Source organism: Acidiphilium acidophilum (assembly GCF_033842475.1).
In the GTDB taxonomy this organism is placed as follows: Bacteria; Pseudomonadota; Alphaproteobacteria; order Acetobacterales; family Acetobacteraceae; genus Acidiphilium; species Acidiphilium acidophilum.
On sequence record NZ_JAWXYB010000008.1, the window covers coordinates 26057 to 39797 of the forward strand.

The window sequence follows — 13741 nt, forward strand, 5'->3', positions numbered from 1 at the left end:
CGACAACCTGACATGCCGACGAGATTGTGGATAAAACAGTTTCCGGACAAGAAAGCTGAAAAATGATTGAGCAACCTGATGTCTGGAAAATAGGGCGAGCGGGGGTCAGGCATCCTGGTAGTCCCACTTGATGTAGCCCTTGGTGTCGGCGGCCCATTTTTCATCGATTTCGACGAGGACGGCGCTGACGAGGCGTTCGAGGGAGGCTTCGTTGGGGAAGACCCTGATTTTGGTGGTGCGGCGTTTGAGTTCCTGCTGGATGCCGCGTTCCATGGGGTTGGAAGTGCGAAGCCGGCGCTGGTGGGGTTCTGGCAGTGTGAAGACGGTGAGGCCTTCGGGGATATTTCGTTCGAGCCAATCGGCGAGCTTTGGTGCGGTGTCGCGATAGGCATTGACGAGGGTTGTGAGAGCGATCTGGGCAGCGGCGAGGGAATTTGCGTTCCAGACGGTCCGGAGTTCTGCGCCGATGCGTTTGCGGATGGCGTGGTTGGGGGCGTGGTGGATGGCGTTTTGGGCGAGGTGGAACTGGCATCGTTGCCAGTGTGCGGCGCCGAAGACGGCGCGGCGTGCGGCGTGCAATCCGGCATGGTCATCGGAGACGATGAATTCGACGCCTCGCAGGCCACGCTGATGGAGGCTTTCGAGGAAGGCACGCCAATGGACTTCGGCCTCGGAAAGGGCGACCGAGACGCCGAGGACACGGCGGCGTTCATCGGGTCCGATGCCGATGGCCGAGAGCACGGCGGCATCGCGGACGACGCCATTATCGCGCATTTTTTCATATCTGGCGTCGAGGATGAGGTAGCGGATCTCGGCGAGGGGTCGGGTGCGCCAGGCGGCGAGTTCGTCATCGAGCAGCTTGCTGGCGCGGCTGACCTGAGCGGAGGAGAGGCTTTCGATGCCGAATTCGCGCATGACGGCCTCGACGTCGCGGGTGGAGACGCCTTTGATGTACATTTCGGCGACGGCGACCATGACGGCGCGGACCGAGCGTCGGCCGCGTTCGAGGGACTGTGGGTAGAAGGGTTCGCCCACGTGACCGGCGGTTTTGGGGACATCGACGGTGATCGACCCGGCCGGGGTATCGATCCGCTTGGGCTTGTAGCCATTGGCGTAACCCTGACGATCGGGGTTGCGCTCGTAGTGACTGGCGTGGAGGAAGCGTTCGCGCTCGATCTGCATGGCGAGTTCGAAGGTCCTGGCAAATACCGTGGCGATATCGCCTGCGCCGTTTTCGATCAGATGTTCCAAAAGTGCCTCGATAATCGTATCCTTTTTGGCGTCCATTCATCGGTCTCCATGTTGGTGTGAACAACTGCATGGAATACCAGAATGAACAGCCCTTGCCGGGGCATGCCCCGGCAAGGGCACCAACTCCCAACCCAAAATGAATTTCCAGACGTCAGGTTACACCACCTGAAAAATGTTCCCGCCTCGTTCACGTCTAGCGTACGTAAAACTCACTTTCGTGCCCGACCCCCTTTGGCCTCTCTTTGACCTGAGTGGCTGCGCCAGACGCCGCTACGCGGGCGGCCTACGGCGCTCCCGCGCTGCGCTCGCTCTGACGTAAATCGCGATGCGTTGTGGAGATACCGCAAAGAGGCAATGGGAAAAGAGCCGTTTGGCTGGCGTGGGGTAAAACCTCGGATCATTGACGACACAGAGCGATGTATTTACGTTTATACATTGATATACAGGCAATTCGACCCTTGCAGGAGCGCCGCCCGTGACGATCACCACACTATCCAGCCGGGAGTTCAATCAGGACACCAGCCGGGCCAAGAAAGCCGCCTCGACAGGGCCGGTGTTCATCACCGACCGAGGCAAGCCTGCGCATGTGCTGCTCAGCATCGAGGAGTATCAGCGCATCACGGGTGGGCATCGCAAAATCGCCGACGCGCTGGCGATGCCGGGCCTGGAGGATATCGAATTTGATCCGCCCCGCGTCAGCATCGGTATCCGGCCGGCCGATTTGTCTCGATGTTTGTTCTGGATACCAACGTCGTTTCCGAACTGCGCAAAATCCGCTCAGGGAAAGCCGACCCAAACGTCGTGCAATGGGCTGACAGCGTGGATGCTGGCAGCTTGTATATATCAGCCATCACCGTTCTCGAGCTGGAAATCGGCATCTTGCAGATCGAACGGAAAGATCCGGAACAAGGCGGCGTGCTGCGCACATGGCTCGATACCCTTGTTTTGCCTGCCTTCAGGGGCCGGATTTTTGTCGTAGATACGGCTGTCGCACAGTGCTGCGGGCGCCTACATGTTCCCGATCGGCGCGCCGAGCGTGATGCTTTAATCGCCGCGACAGCGCTGGTTCATGGCATGACGGTCGTCACACGGAACGTTGCCGATTTCGTGCCGACCGGTGTTGTGCTCCTGAACCCGTGGGATGCTTGCGCCTCATAATATTTCCGGACTTCCCACCACATTCGGCCCGCCCGTCCTTCCGAAATCCGGTTGTTTTTGCAATCTCAGCCCGAAGTGACGAAACGCCCCGATTTGTAGCATAGGCGGACAAACTGAGAACACGGAAGGGGGCGAACCTCAGGGGTTCTCTGGGTTTGAGCGCGGAGGCGGTTACGGAAGCCGGAATCGCGAGGGGACGGAAAATCGGGGCGTTTCGTTGTTTCCGGCTTTGCCACGGCGATCGGGCATGTCGAGCCCCGGTGATTGGTGCCTCGACCGCCGGGGGGATTATGGGTGGATCCCCCAGCCATAAGTCGATTTCCCCTTGGCGTAGGGATAGCAAACCGTGCCACCTTTCCTGAGTTTCCAACCAGGTTGGGTGCAGTTGGCGAGTAGCGGGATCGATCCCGCCAGATAGAGCCGGTAGGCCAGTTTGCCGTCATGGGTATTCGCCCATGATGCCCGGATGGTCTGCTGGTCATCATGCAACGCGGCCGCGGTGACGCCTGTCGTGTATCCGTCCTGCCACATTACCCGATGCGAACCATAGAAGATGACGGCGATCATGATGAGCACTGCGACGACAATGGTCCCGCCGATCTTGAGGGCACTGAGGCGCGCCTCGGTGGCATCGATCCTGACACGGTCCTCGATGGCCTTGCTGATCGCGGTGATGGCTCTGGATCGCCATTCCTCGACCGTGGCATCGCGCGCTGCGGTGGCGCCCTCCTGCAGATCGGTTGCCGATGCCTGAAGTGTCCTTGAGGCGGAGGCGATAGCGGTGGCAATGGCGTCCTCGATATGGGTGATGATCTGCCTTGTGTCGCCGGTGAAAGCCACGGTGGCTTGCCGGGCTGCCGTTTCGATCTGCGTGACGATCGAATTTCCCGTCTTGCTGCCGGTTGCCTCGATCGTACGGGAGAGATTGTCCTCGATCCCCGCGATCGACCAACGCGTCTGTATCTCCGCTGCTTCGAATACACTCGATAATGCCGGTTTGGCCTGATCGATTGCCACGGCGATTATGCTGGCGGCCGTCTCGGTTGCCTCGCGTAAGGCCTCGCTGGTTCGGGTGACGTTGCCGGTCGCGACGCCGAGGGAAGCGGCGAGGGTGGATGCTGCCTGCAGATTGGTGGCGGCACTGGTGGCGTGGGCTGCCAGCACGACGAGCAGGATCCAGCCGCTATCGGTTTCCGTGAGCTTGAGGAGCCGGCCGATCCGGCGGATGCGGGTGATGGTGATGGTATCGGGTTCAATGCCGGCGATTTCGCGATAGAGGGATGCGACATCGGGCAGGGTGCTGTCGGGTGGCGCAGAGGTCATGGCATTGCACATGCGCTGCTGGGAACACGTGACCGTCGTGGTTGACCCAGGATCGGCAGGAAGAATTCGGCACAGCGATTGCGCCATTGTTCGAGGGCAATCCGTTCGAACAAGGGCGTCGTGGTGAGGAGATGGGCCGGTGATCGATGACCGAACAGCATTGCGCGCACGGCCCAGGCGGGTGGGACGGGGAACGTAAGATAACCGGGATCATTTCGATCGACGTCCCCCGGGCGATGACCCTCAGGATCGCGGTGTCTGGCATCGATCCGGTCAGGGCGAGAACGCCCGATGAGCCAAAGCCGATCCGGTTCCATATGCGTCAATTCGTGCAGCTCGAGTGGCGCGAGTGGCGCGTCCGGGATCACCAGGAGTGTGCTGAACGCGGTTGAAATCCGGTTGTCGGACTGGGTTCGAGCCACGCCTGATTGGTGGATCGTTGTCAGATCAGCGGACCCGCCGGTGATGATGATCATCCTCTCCCGGGTTGCGCCGATGATATCGGCGAGCTCGCTCTCTGTTGCGGCCTGTCCGGGATCGATTCTATGGATCGCGGCGGCCTCGTCGCCGATACAGAGGAGATCAGCCTGATGGTCAGGATTGGTATGGATCAGCACGAAAGCCTCGTCACGTCGCCGCCTGGCGTGATCAGCCAGCGCGATCGTCACCAGGATTTGGCCTGTCCCGGGATTGTTATTGTGCCGTGTCCCTGACTGGTACCGCAGGATGGAGATGACCCGGCGTTTCATAGACCGTCGAGTGGCAGCGTCGCGGCATCGGATGTCGGGCGGGGGGAGGGCGTGTCGAGCAGGGTGATCTCTGGCTGCGGGAGCGATGTTTTCGGTTTTGATCTGGATTGACGGATCGGGGTCTTCACATTGCGCTGGCGCGGCTTGATCGCCTCGCGCAAGGTGGCGGCACTGACCTTGACCTGGGTATGGCGCGACAGCCATTCGGCGATTGCCGCGATGGTATATCCCTTGTCCTGCATTTCCTTGATGGCGGGTGCCAGGCTGACCAGGGCATCGCGCTTGCTGGTGATGGCGGCATCGCGCGCGTGGGGCAGGGATTTCATCTGCTCGGCGATCGCCTTGATTTCGTCCGGAGTAATTTTGAAGCCGGTATCCTTGCCAGACGCCATATTGGCCTCCTGCCTTGCGGGGATGAGAAACAATCCGGCAGCTCGATCGAGTATCGGCAGATCAGGACCGCAGGATCACTTCATATTATCCAAGTCAGAGTCCGACTTCATCAAAATACGCTGTGAAGAGCGCTCAGAGGTGATGGCCTCGGCATGATCGCAGTGCATTGCTCTCGCCTGGCCCGGCTGACGGCCGGTCCAGAGGTGGGACAGGGGCGGGATAGACCGCCGATGATCAAGATCGAGCGATCTGTGAGGGGCTGGTTGAGCGTCTGGTCGATAAAGTGCTGGTATCATGGTGTGACCGTGTCGATGTTTTGGCCAAGCAAGGTCAGAAAAATGTTTTACAGACCAAGGCACCCTTGTGCTAAACCGAGGGGCAGTTGTCGGAGCCAAGGCGAGGGTGGCATGTCTGATGGGCTGGACGCTGGGTCGGGAGATCTGAGTACAAGAAAGGCTGTTCGACCGCGCCGTGCGGGGTGCCGGTTTGGCGGTGGTCCCTGTGCCTGTGCACCTCTACGCGCCAAGCCAACATCGCGTGACGATTGGGGCGTGCGGGAGGGAGAAGCATGACCGAGCGTGAGATCGCTGCATCGCTCACGGCTCTGCGTGACACGGTTGAGGGTCTGGAACGTGGTCTGCGCAAGATGCTGGATATTGAGGAGACGCATTCGGAAATGCTGCGCCGTCTGCTGATTGCCGCTGCCGAACCGGAAAAGGATGAACAGGAGCTGAATCAGCTGATCAAACAGCTGATTGCCACGCTGAACATACAGAGTGATGCGATCATGCAGCTCAGAGGAGATATCAACGGTCTGGCCGATACGATCGGGACCGGCGTGGCGACGGCGGTGCGGCGTGTTCTCTCGGAGGGCTGATCGCGTTTGTTATGGTGTGCTCCATCACGACGGGAGAGCGGTGGTTCAACATGGCGATATCTGCCGTGTCCCGTGTGTCGCGTGTGTCTCGCGTGTCGTCGCGGATGATCGGATGAACCGGTGCTGACGTATCGTACTGGTGCGGCGGGATCACCCGGTGCGGCACGGGCGATGGCGGCGCATCTGCTTGAGCAGACTCTGTCATCGGCGCAGATGGCGCTGGCCCAATATTACGAACACGGCACCATGCCCGCGGCACTGCGTCCGGATCGCGGCGAGGCACAGCTGGGCGCGATGAGGGAGAGCGTGTCGTCTCCGCGTGGGCGGGGCGGTGATGCCGCGGTGCTGGATGCAGCGATCCGCGCGGAACCGGGCCTGGGGTCCGGTGGCATTGCTTTTGCCCGGCGGATCGCTGCGATGCCGGAGACGGCGCTGGCGGATCTGGCGCAGACGATGGCGCGGGTGCGATCGGACATGCACCCCGGTCTGGTGCGTCTGTTGGCACTCGATCCGACAGGTCATCCGGCGGCTGATGAGATTGCGGCGATCCTGGGTGGTCGGCGCGCGGATGGATGGCCGATTGATGGCAAGCAGGTGCAGCGTCCGGTGGTGGCGCTGGCCGATCTCCTGGGGCTTGATCCGTCCGGGGTGCCGCAGCCTGTACAGATCGCGCATATCCTGGAGGGCAAGCGAGCGGACGGGACGGCGCTGAGGGGCGATGCCGGCGCGGCGCGGCAACGGTTCCTGCGGCTCTACGGGGTAAGGGATAGGGAGCCCAACGAGGCGGCCCTCGCAATGATCCGGTCGGGGCGACTGGCGAACGGGCATGAAGTGGTGCCGGGGTCGCTACAATCGGGTCTGACCGCATCACGCGCGGCGATCGGATATATCGACCTGTGCTGGTCGGCGGACAAAACGGTGTCACTGGCCTGGGCATTGGCGCCGACGCCGGTGGAGCAGAACATGATTCTGCAGGCTCATCGTGAGGCGGTGGAATCGGCGATGCGCGTGGTCGAGCGCGGGATCGGGCAGGCGCGGCGTGGCAAGGGGGGGTGTTACGGTGCGGAGAAGGGCGCGATCGGCTGGATTGCGTTCGAGCATTTTGCCAGCCGGCCGACGGTGGAGGTGGTGCGACGAGACGAGGCGGGCGGGGCCAGTCACACGGAGTTGGTGACGCTGAAGGTGGCGGGTGATCCGCAATTGCATACCCATGTGGCGGTGCCGAATGTTGTGCTGACGCCGAGCGGCCGGGTGGGCTCGCTTGACCTGCAGCAGTTGGAGGGGCGCGTCCATGAATGGGGTGCGCTGTACCAGGCCTATCTGGCGGCCAATCTGCGCCGCGCAGGGATTGCAACGTCGCTGGACCCGCAGCGCGGTTCGGCGCGGATCACGATGATACCGGAGGCGCTGCGGCAGGCGTTCTCGAAACGCACCGAGCGTGGGGTGGACGCGGCGCGGCGTTATGCGCGCGATGCCGGGCTTGATTGGGATGCGCTTTCGCCTGAGCAGCAGATCGGGTTCGCGAAACGCGGTGTGCAGGGTGATCCGCGCCAGGCCAAGCAGGACGATCTGAGCGACCGGCAGGCCTGGTGGAAACAGGCACGGGCATTGGGATGGCGCGCGCGGAGCGTCATCACGCAACCGGGCGAGGCCAGTGGGGCGCTGCACCAGGTGCCGGCGCCGGTGCGGTTCCCGGCACCGATCGCCGTGTCTGGTGCGGGGATGACGGAGGCCTTCGAGCGTCGGTGCAAGGAAGCCGGTGAGGCGAATTATTCGCTACGGATCCTCGTCGCTTATCATGAGGCGCTACCGTTTCTTGAGCGGGATCTGAAGCGTCGGGCGGTGATCGATGAGTCGGTGGCGCGCGTGGCTGCGGCGCGTGGTCTGATTGTGAGTGGCATTGCCGATGAGACCGATGTCGATGCGGTGATGACGATGTTCTTTAAGTACGGGGTGCGCCAGGATGGGGAGATGGTGCGTCTGATCCGTGGTGAGACGGATACTGGGCCACGTTCCAGGGTGAGGCTGACGACGGCCATGCATGCGGCGCGCGAGGCGGAGCTGATCAATCTGGCGCGTCGGGCTTCACGCAACCGGCGCGATGTTCTGCCGGAAATGGATCTGGCGATTGATATTGCCCAGGCGTTCGGGAAGTATGCGCCGACCGGGCAGGGGAGGGCGCAAGCTGATCTGGCGCTGCATCTGGGAACGAGTGGACGGTTTGCGGTGGGGATCGGGGTTGCTGGTTCGGGGAAATCGACCGTTCTGGCCCCGCTGGTTACGGCCTGGAAGGCGCAGCGTCGGCGGGTTTATGGCGCGGCGCTGGCGTGGCGGCAGTCGGATGATCTGGAGGCGGCGGGGATCGCGAGCGAGGATCGGGCCGCGCTGTCGGTCCTGCTGGACCGGATCAGAGCCGGGCAGATCATGCTCGATCGGGACAGTGTCATTGTGATCGATGAACTGGGTTTGATCGGAACGCGTCAGATGCTGGAATTGCTGCGTGTGCGGGCGGAGAGCGATTGTACGCTGGTTGCGATTGGTGATCCGCTGCAATGCCAGTCGATCGAGGCGGGGCCGGTGATCGATCTGCTACGCAAGGCGGTGGGGCCGCAGGCGGTGCCGGAACTGCTGAGCTCGGTACGGCAGGTCACGGTGAGCGAGCGTGAGACGGCGCTGTTGTTCCGGTCGGGTTATGCCGATCTTGCCCTGGGACGATTGCGAGCGGAGGACCGGGCAATGATGGTGCCGGGTGGCTACCAGCAGGCGGTCGAGGCGGTGGCCGATCTATGGCAGCGTCACCGGGCGCGGCACGCGAATGAGGCCGATTATACGTTGAGCGTGACCGCGCCGCGCAATACGGATGCCCGGGCGATTGCCACGGCGATCCGGGAGCGGCGTCGTGCCGCGGGGGAGATCGGTGCCGATGCGGTGGTAGTGCCTGCGTGTGATCAGATGGACGATCAGTATGACCTGCGTTTGGCGATAGGGGATCGGGTGCGTCTCTTTGCGCGCACGACGGCGCGTTTTGCCGATGGTGGTCACGGTGTGATCGGCAACAACGGCTCGGTACTGGAGGTGACTGGTGTGGATGCCGCTGGGCTGCGCCTGCGGCGTGGGACCGGACGGGAGGGGATGGTTGCCTGGGACCGGCTGCGTGACCCTGTTCATGGCCGGGTCCGGCTGACTTATGGCGATGTGCTGACGATTGACGCGGCGCAGGGGTCGACGGGTACCGAGCATATCCTGGCGATGCCGGGGGGCAGTGGCACGGTGAACGGGTTCAAGGCCTATGTTTCGGCGAGCCGGCATCGGGTGGCGAGTTTTATGGTGACATCGGAAGGGGCGGAGCGGGGCGCGGTGATGGCGCGGCGCCCGCTCGGCGATCCGCGTCCGATCGGCCTGTCGGATCTGTGGGCGCATATGGCGGAGAATCTGTCGCGACAGGTGGTACCGGAGAGTGCGACGTCGTTCCTGGAGCGGGCGTGCCGGGTACAGACCGGTGCGGTGCGCGCGTTGCATGCGGGGTTTCAGCCGATCGAGCAGCGTGAGGCGGAGCGGCAGGACCCGACGACACTGGTGCAGACCTGGCGGCGCAACCGGCGGACGCATTTGTTCCAGGATCTGACGGACGCCTATCGGGTGGTTTCTGACATACGCGGGGCGTTGCAGGAGATCGGTCGGGTGATACGGTGCCTGTCGAAAGATGTGATAGCGGCTGCGACGCCGCTGATCGATCAGGCGGTGTGGCGGTTCCGTCATCGTCCGAGCCAGATCAGCAAGGCGGCGGATCTTGAAGGCCTGCGCCAGCGGTGGGTCGACCGGCAGATGAAGCTGTGGCTGGATGACGATCTCGCGGCGCACCCAGCACCATACTGGGCGTCGCCGGAGTTCGACCGGGCGCGGATTGCGCGGGAGAAACGGGAGGCCGAGGCGAAGGCGCGTTTCACAAGAGAGGTGAAATTGCTGAGCCACAAGGCGTTGCGGGATTTTGCCAGTGATCTTGATCTGATCGAGCAGATGGAGGCGCAAATGGAGGAAATGAGACAGGAGAGCCAGCGTTACCGTCCGGGACCACGGATGGGGATGTGAGGGGTGAAACTACGGCTTGGGAGCCACTGCCCGGACTATATGGACGAAATCGTGCGTATATGGGCCCAAAATTTTGCCACGCCCACAAATTAGGGTTTGAGCATTAAGAACACTCAGTTTTATTGAGCATGGTTTTTGAACGATGGCTGTCACTGCCGGATTAGCCGATCTGATAGTGTTGAAATTCAAGAAATCCGTATAAAACGGCCAAATGATCCCGCTTCCGTCGCTGCATCCGTTGGCTGGCACCGCCATTCCAGGGAGCTGGATGATAGGGACGGCTGATGGAGATCAAGCAGACGGGCGTCTTGCTATCTTTCCCATTCTCAAGCGACTTACCCCAACATCAATAGGTTTAATCGGCACAGGATTCTATCTTCAGCCAAAAGGAGGATTCGCCACTGCCGCGCACGTCGCCCAGGAGGCACAGGAGCTTATCGCGACGAATCCGGACTCAGTCGGAATAGCCGACACACTACCGAATGGCAGCATAAAGTTCCGCCCAATCTGGAAGTTTTTCATGCACGAAACGGCCGACGTTGCGTTTGGAATTCCGCGTTATGAATTTGTCGACGACAAAACTGGTATGGCATACCGCGCCAAGGTTCTTTCACTGACAACCACTCAGCCTGCTATAGAATCCATTATTAGTACATGGTCTTACCCTCTCCACCAAGTCGTCGGAGATGCAGCAACAGGCCAATTGATACATTTACAACCAGACTTCTATGATGGTGCTCTTCAAGAATTTTATGCTGAGCGCGGTCCCTCGGTGAAGCTAAGGCCGCCCTATTATCGAACCAACATACATCTCCATGGGGGATCGAGCGGCGGGCCTGTTTTCAATGGCGCAGGAGATGTCTTCGGGGTAGCTTCTTCCAGCTTCGAAGGTGAACCGGACTTGGCGTTTGTGACCCCAGCAAGCGCTCTCCTCGAAATCGAAATTCCAGAGATCATCACAGATCAGACGGAATCAGGAAACAAAATTAGCCTTCAATGTCTCGCTAATATTAAAAAAATATTGGCAAAATAGAAATTAATAAACTATTTTTGGTATAAATGAGTTAATGTGAATATACCAGAGGCCCATGCAATAGATTTTGTTGGATGTTTTTCACAAAAATCTTTGATCCAAAACTTTATTCCATCTAGATCCTTTGTTTTTATTCTAATTGGTTTATTGGTGTATCTATTATACACAGATTCAGACCCGACAACATATCCAGCAACCCATTGAGTCTCTAGCGCAATTTGGGTTGGATTATCGATCCATGCTTGATCCCACCTGCCACAACTAAAACTTCCGGTTCCAACGCTCATGAGCGGGGCCGGATCAGCAAATGAAATTTGAACCAGCAACCTCAGGACTCCCCTCATTCCTATATCGTACCGAAGGTTCCATTGAAAACTGACTGTTGAGCGAGGTTTTGGGCGAAGTTTTCGATCAATGGGCGGAGGCGATGCTCTGGCATATTGGGGATGAGTTCGTAGAGCATGCATCCTTGCCGGAAGAGTGAGTGGGTCCGCCGCTTTGAGGTATTGGATTTGAGGTGCCTGTCGTAGCCGAGAGCTTCTCCGGTGGCACCGAGCAGAGTGAGCAGGGCGACAGCGAAGGCATTGAGCAGCCACAGGCGATCGCGCCGCTCCGGGGTGCTGACGTGGAGGGCGCCCATCCCCATGCCGAAGCGCAAATTTTTGGTGTCGCGGAATGAGCCTGAGCATGCAAAGCGATGGGTTTTCGGCGGTATTTGATCACGGTATTTGAGGTTTGGCCGAGTGGCGACCTCGCGGATCGTGGATAATCTGTGGGTAGGGTATTCCTTCCCTCGTTCCTTCCTTCCATTCATTCCTTGGTGAGACTGAAAGACCATTCCTCGGCGCCGACCTGCATTTGCTACCGCCGGGAGCGGAGGTGTGCCTGGCATGGGCACTGGATTGGAGGTGAAAGTCCTTCGCGGGGCGAGTTGGTAGCAACCGCGAGCCAGAGGCAACTGCATGCAGGGATACGCCGTCGTGAGACGCCGGCCCTGGCGCCGCGAGGCCGTGTGGAGAAGAAGCCCGAGGCGAACCGCAGCACCGAACGAAAGTGAACCTCTGTGCAAGCCGGACCGGTCGGGTGAGCGTGTCTTCGAACGCGATGCCCAAAATCCAACCGAGGCCGGGACGGTAATGGGGGCGGAGGCGGCGGGACATCCAGTGCTCTTACCCAGGGAGATCTGCATGGGTCCGCGTGAGCGGTAGACCCGGAGGAGGCAACGACGACGGAACGATGCCCATGCAGAAGTCGGATCTCTTCGTAGGAGCGATGAAGCTGGTGAAAGCCAGCTGAGCAAAGGGAGAGATGGGTTGAAAAGGACGGGACATCGTCAATTGAGCTTCGTGTTCGCCGACAGCCCGCAAGGGGGCGACGACGGGAGACGCTCGGACGCATCCGAGAATCGACCGTGGCTGCTGCATACAGCGAAGCGCAAAACCACGGCAGGTCCTGCCGCCCGGGCGGCCGATCCCGATCGGCTGCTGGAGGAAGTGGCGTCCGAGGCAAACCTCGCACGGGCGCTGCTGAACGTAATACGCAACAAGGGTGCCCCGGGAGTCGACGGCCAGACAGTCGAGGAGGCCGAAGCGCAAGCTCCGCGCCTGCTGGCTGTGCTACGCCGTGATCTTCTGGCGGAACGTTTTCGTCCGGGCGACATCCGGCGGGTTTGGATTCCCAAGCCCGGTGGCGGTCAGCGCGGGCTTGGCATTCCGAACGTGGTGACGAGGGTGGTTCAGCAAGCCGTGCTCCAGGTCCTGGAGCCGATCTACGAACCATCTTTTCACACCAGCAGTCACGGTTTCCGTCCCAACCGCGGCGCCCACACGGCGATTGCCGAAGCGACCGGCTATCTGGAAGCGGGCTATCGGGTGGTGGTTGATCTGGACTTGGCGAAATTTTTCGACCGGGTTCATCATCAACGCCTGCTGGATCGTATGAGCCAGCGAATTACCGACCGACGTGTCCTCAATCTTGTACGCCGGATGCTGAAAGCTGCCGTGGTGATGCCGGACGGCACACGTGTCGCCGTCGAGGAAGGAACCCCGCAGGGCGGTCCGCTCTCGCCGTTGCTGTCGAACATCGTACTCGATGAATTCGATCAGGAACTGGCGCGGCGCGGGCTGCGCTTCGTCCGCTATGCCGACGACGCAAATATCTTCGTGCGCAGCGAACGGGCCGGGATACGGATCATGGCATCTCTTCGGCGATTTCTGGAGCACCGACTGCGGCTCCAGATCAACGAAGAGAAGAGCGCGGTCCGCAAACCGGAACAGGTTCATTTCCTTGGCTTCCGCTTCCTCTGTAACGATCGCGCGTCCCCCAATACGGGGATTACGCTGTCCGACAAGGCGAAGCGGGCGGTGATGAACACCATACGGGAACTGACGCCGCCCAATTGGGGTCGGTCGATTAACTCCTGTATGGAGGCTCTCAGCCGTTACCTGAACGGATGGATAGCGCACTACCGGCTTTGTACGCCGGAAGCGGCGCGTGAACTTGGGGCGATCGACGCCCACGTTCGCCGTCGGCTCAGGGCGATCATTGTGCGCCAGAGGAAGCGATCGCGCTTCCTCTATCGGCATCTGCTTGCCCGAAAGATCAGCAAAAAGGCCGCTGCAGGGGCAGCGTATTGCGGCAAGGGGAGCTGGGTAAAATCGAACCGGCCTGGCATGACGAAGGCTTACCCGCCCGCTTGGTTTTGCGAGCGGATGGTCTCACTCAAAACACGCTGGAGCGAACTCAACACCCCTCGGGTCAGCGACCAGCTTACGCTGGCACTCTGATATCGACCCAAGGAGCCGGATGCGGGCCCGCATGTCCGGTTCTGTGAGAGGCGTGGTGGAGTAATCTGCCACGCCTACTCGA

10 protein-coding genes and 1 pseudogene are annotated in these 13741 nt (G+C 60.7%); 6 read left to right on the forward strand and 5 right to left on the reverse strand.

Features of this window, described 5'->3' with window-relative positions; genetic code table 11:
• Window positions 1-105: 105 nt before the first annotated feature.
• Entirely contained in the window at window positions 106-1287 is a 1182-nt protein-coding gene (locus tag SIL87_RS01880) for an IS256 family transposase (RefSeq protein WP_319612316.1), read from the reverse strand.
• Between the two features lie 439 nt (window positions 1288-1726).
• Between SIL87_RS01880 and SIL87_RS01885 the strand changes: the two are divergent.
• Both SIL87_RS01885 and SIL87_RS01890 read left to right on the forward strand, forming a co-directional pair.
• Window positions 1727-1900: pseudogene (locus tag SIL87_RS01885) on the forward strand (type II toxin-antitoxin system Phd/YefM family antitoxin); the annotation flags it as partial.
• A gap of 80 nt (window positions 1901-1980) precedes the next feature.
• Complete coding sequence (locus tag SIL87_RS01890) at window positions 1981-2409, forward strand: type II toxin-antitoxin system VapC family toxin (RefSeq protein ID WP_319612592.1); 429 nt, start codon at window positions 1981-1983, stop codon at window positions 2407-2409.
• Between the two features lie 288 nt (window positions 2410-2697).
• On the opposite strand, the gene SIL87_RS01895 is transcribed toward SIL87_RS01890, so the two are convergent.
• From SIL87_RS01895 to SIL87_RS01905, 3 genes are all read right to left on the reverse strand, one after another.
• Window positions 2698-3732 carry a hypothetical protein gene (locus tag SIL87_RS01895; RefSeq protein ID WP_319612593.1) on the reverse strand — a complete coding sequence of 345 codons (1035 nt, stop codon included), beginning with the start codon at window positions 3730-3732 and terminating at the stop codon, window positions 2698-2700.
• Complete coding sequence (locus tag SIL87_RS01900; RefSeq protein WP_319612594.1) at window positions 3729-4400, reverse strand: hypothetical protein; 672 nt, start codon at window positions 4398-4400, stop codon at window positions 3729-3731. Before SIL87_RS01900 ends, SIL87_RS01895 begins: the two co-directional genes overlap by 4 nt.
• 77 nt (window positions 4401-4477) lie before the next feature.
• Window positions 4478-4873, reverse strand: coding sequence for a hypothetical protein (locus SIL87_RS01905; RefSeq protein ID WP_319612595.1), 396 nt, complete (start codon window positions 4871-4873; stop codon window positions 4478-4480).
• 569 nt (window positions 4874-5442) lie between these two features.
• Here SIL87_RS01905 and SIL87_RS01910 point away from each other — a divergent pair.
• From SIL87_RS01910 to SIL87_RS01920, 3 genes are all read left to right on the forward strand, one after another.
• Entirely contained in the window at window positions 5443-5751 is a 309-nt protein-coding gene (locus SIL87_RS01910) for a hypothetical protein (protein ID WP_319612596.1), read from the forward strand.
• A gap of 120 nt (window positions 5752-5871) precedes the next feature.
• Window positions 5872-9840: a MobF family relaxase gene (gene mobF / locus SIL87_RS01915; RefSeq protein WP_319612597.1), complete on the forward strand. Its 3969-nt coding sequence runs from the start codon at window positions 5872-5874 to the stop codon at window positions 9838-9840.
• Between the two features lie 211 nt (window positions 9841-10051).
• Window positions 10052-10873, forward strand: coding sequence for a S1 family peptidase (locus tag SIL87_RS01920; protein ID WP_319612598.1), 822 nt, complete (start codon window positions 10052-10054; stop codon window positions 10871-10873).
• A 346-nt stretch (window positions 10874-11219) separates the two neighbouring features.
• Here SIL87_RS01920 and SIL87_RS01925 read toward each other — a convergent pair whose 3' ends face one another.
• The gene (locus SIL87_RS01925) at window positions 11220-11519 is read right to left on the reverse strand and encodes a hypothetical protein (RefSeq protein WP_405055203.1); all 300 of its coding nucleotides are present in this window, start codon (window positions 11517-11519) and stop codon (window positions 11220-11222) included.
• Window positions 11520-12219: 700 nt separating this feature from the next.
• On the opposite strand from SIL87_RS01925, the gene ltrA reads away from it, so the two are divergent.
• Window positions 12220-13659 carry a group II intron reverse transcriptase/maturase gene (gene ltrA, locus SIL87_RS01930; RefSeq protein WP_319612644.1) on the forward strand — a complete coding sequence of 480 codons (1440 nt, stop codon included), beginning with the start codon at window positions 12220-12222 and terminating at the stop codon, window positions 13657-13659.
• Window positions 13660-13741: the final 82 nt, after the last annotated feature.

Coding starts and splice junctions, on each gene's coding strand:
- SIL87_RS01910 (WP_319612596.1), top strand. CDS start 5,443: ATGACCGAGCGTGAGATCGCTGCATCGCTCACGGCTCTGCGTGACACG.
- SIL87_RS01880 (WP_319612316.1), bottom strand. CDS start 1,287: ATGGACGCCAAAAAGGATACGATTATCGAGGCACTTTTGGAACATCTG.
- SIL87_RS01920 (WP_319612598.1), top strand. CDS start 10,052: ATGATCCCGCTTCCGTCGCTGCATCCGTTGGCTGGCACCGCCATTCCA.
- SIL87_RS01890 (WP_319612592.1), top strand. CDS start 1,981: ATGTTTGTTCTGGATACCAACGTCGTTTCCGAACTGCGCAAAATCCGC.
- SIL87_RS01895 (WP_319612593.1), bottom strand. CDS start 3,732: ATGACCTCTGCGCCACCCGACAGCACCCTGCCCGATGTCGCATCCCTC.
- SIL87_RS01905 (WP_319612595.1), bottom strand. CDS start 4,873: ATGGCGTCTGGCAAGGATACCGGCTTCAAAATTACTCCGGACGAAATC.
- SIL87_RS01925 (WP_405055203.1), bottom strand. CDS start 11,519: ATGGGGATGGGCGCCCTCCACGTCAGCACCCCGGAGCGGCGCGATCGC.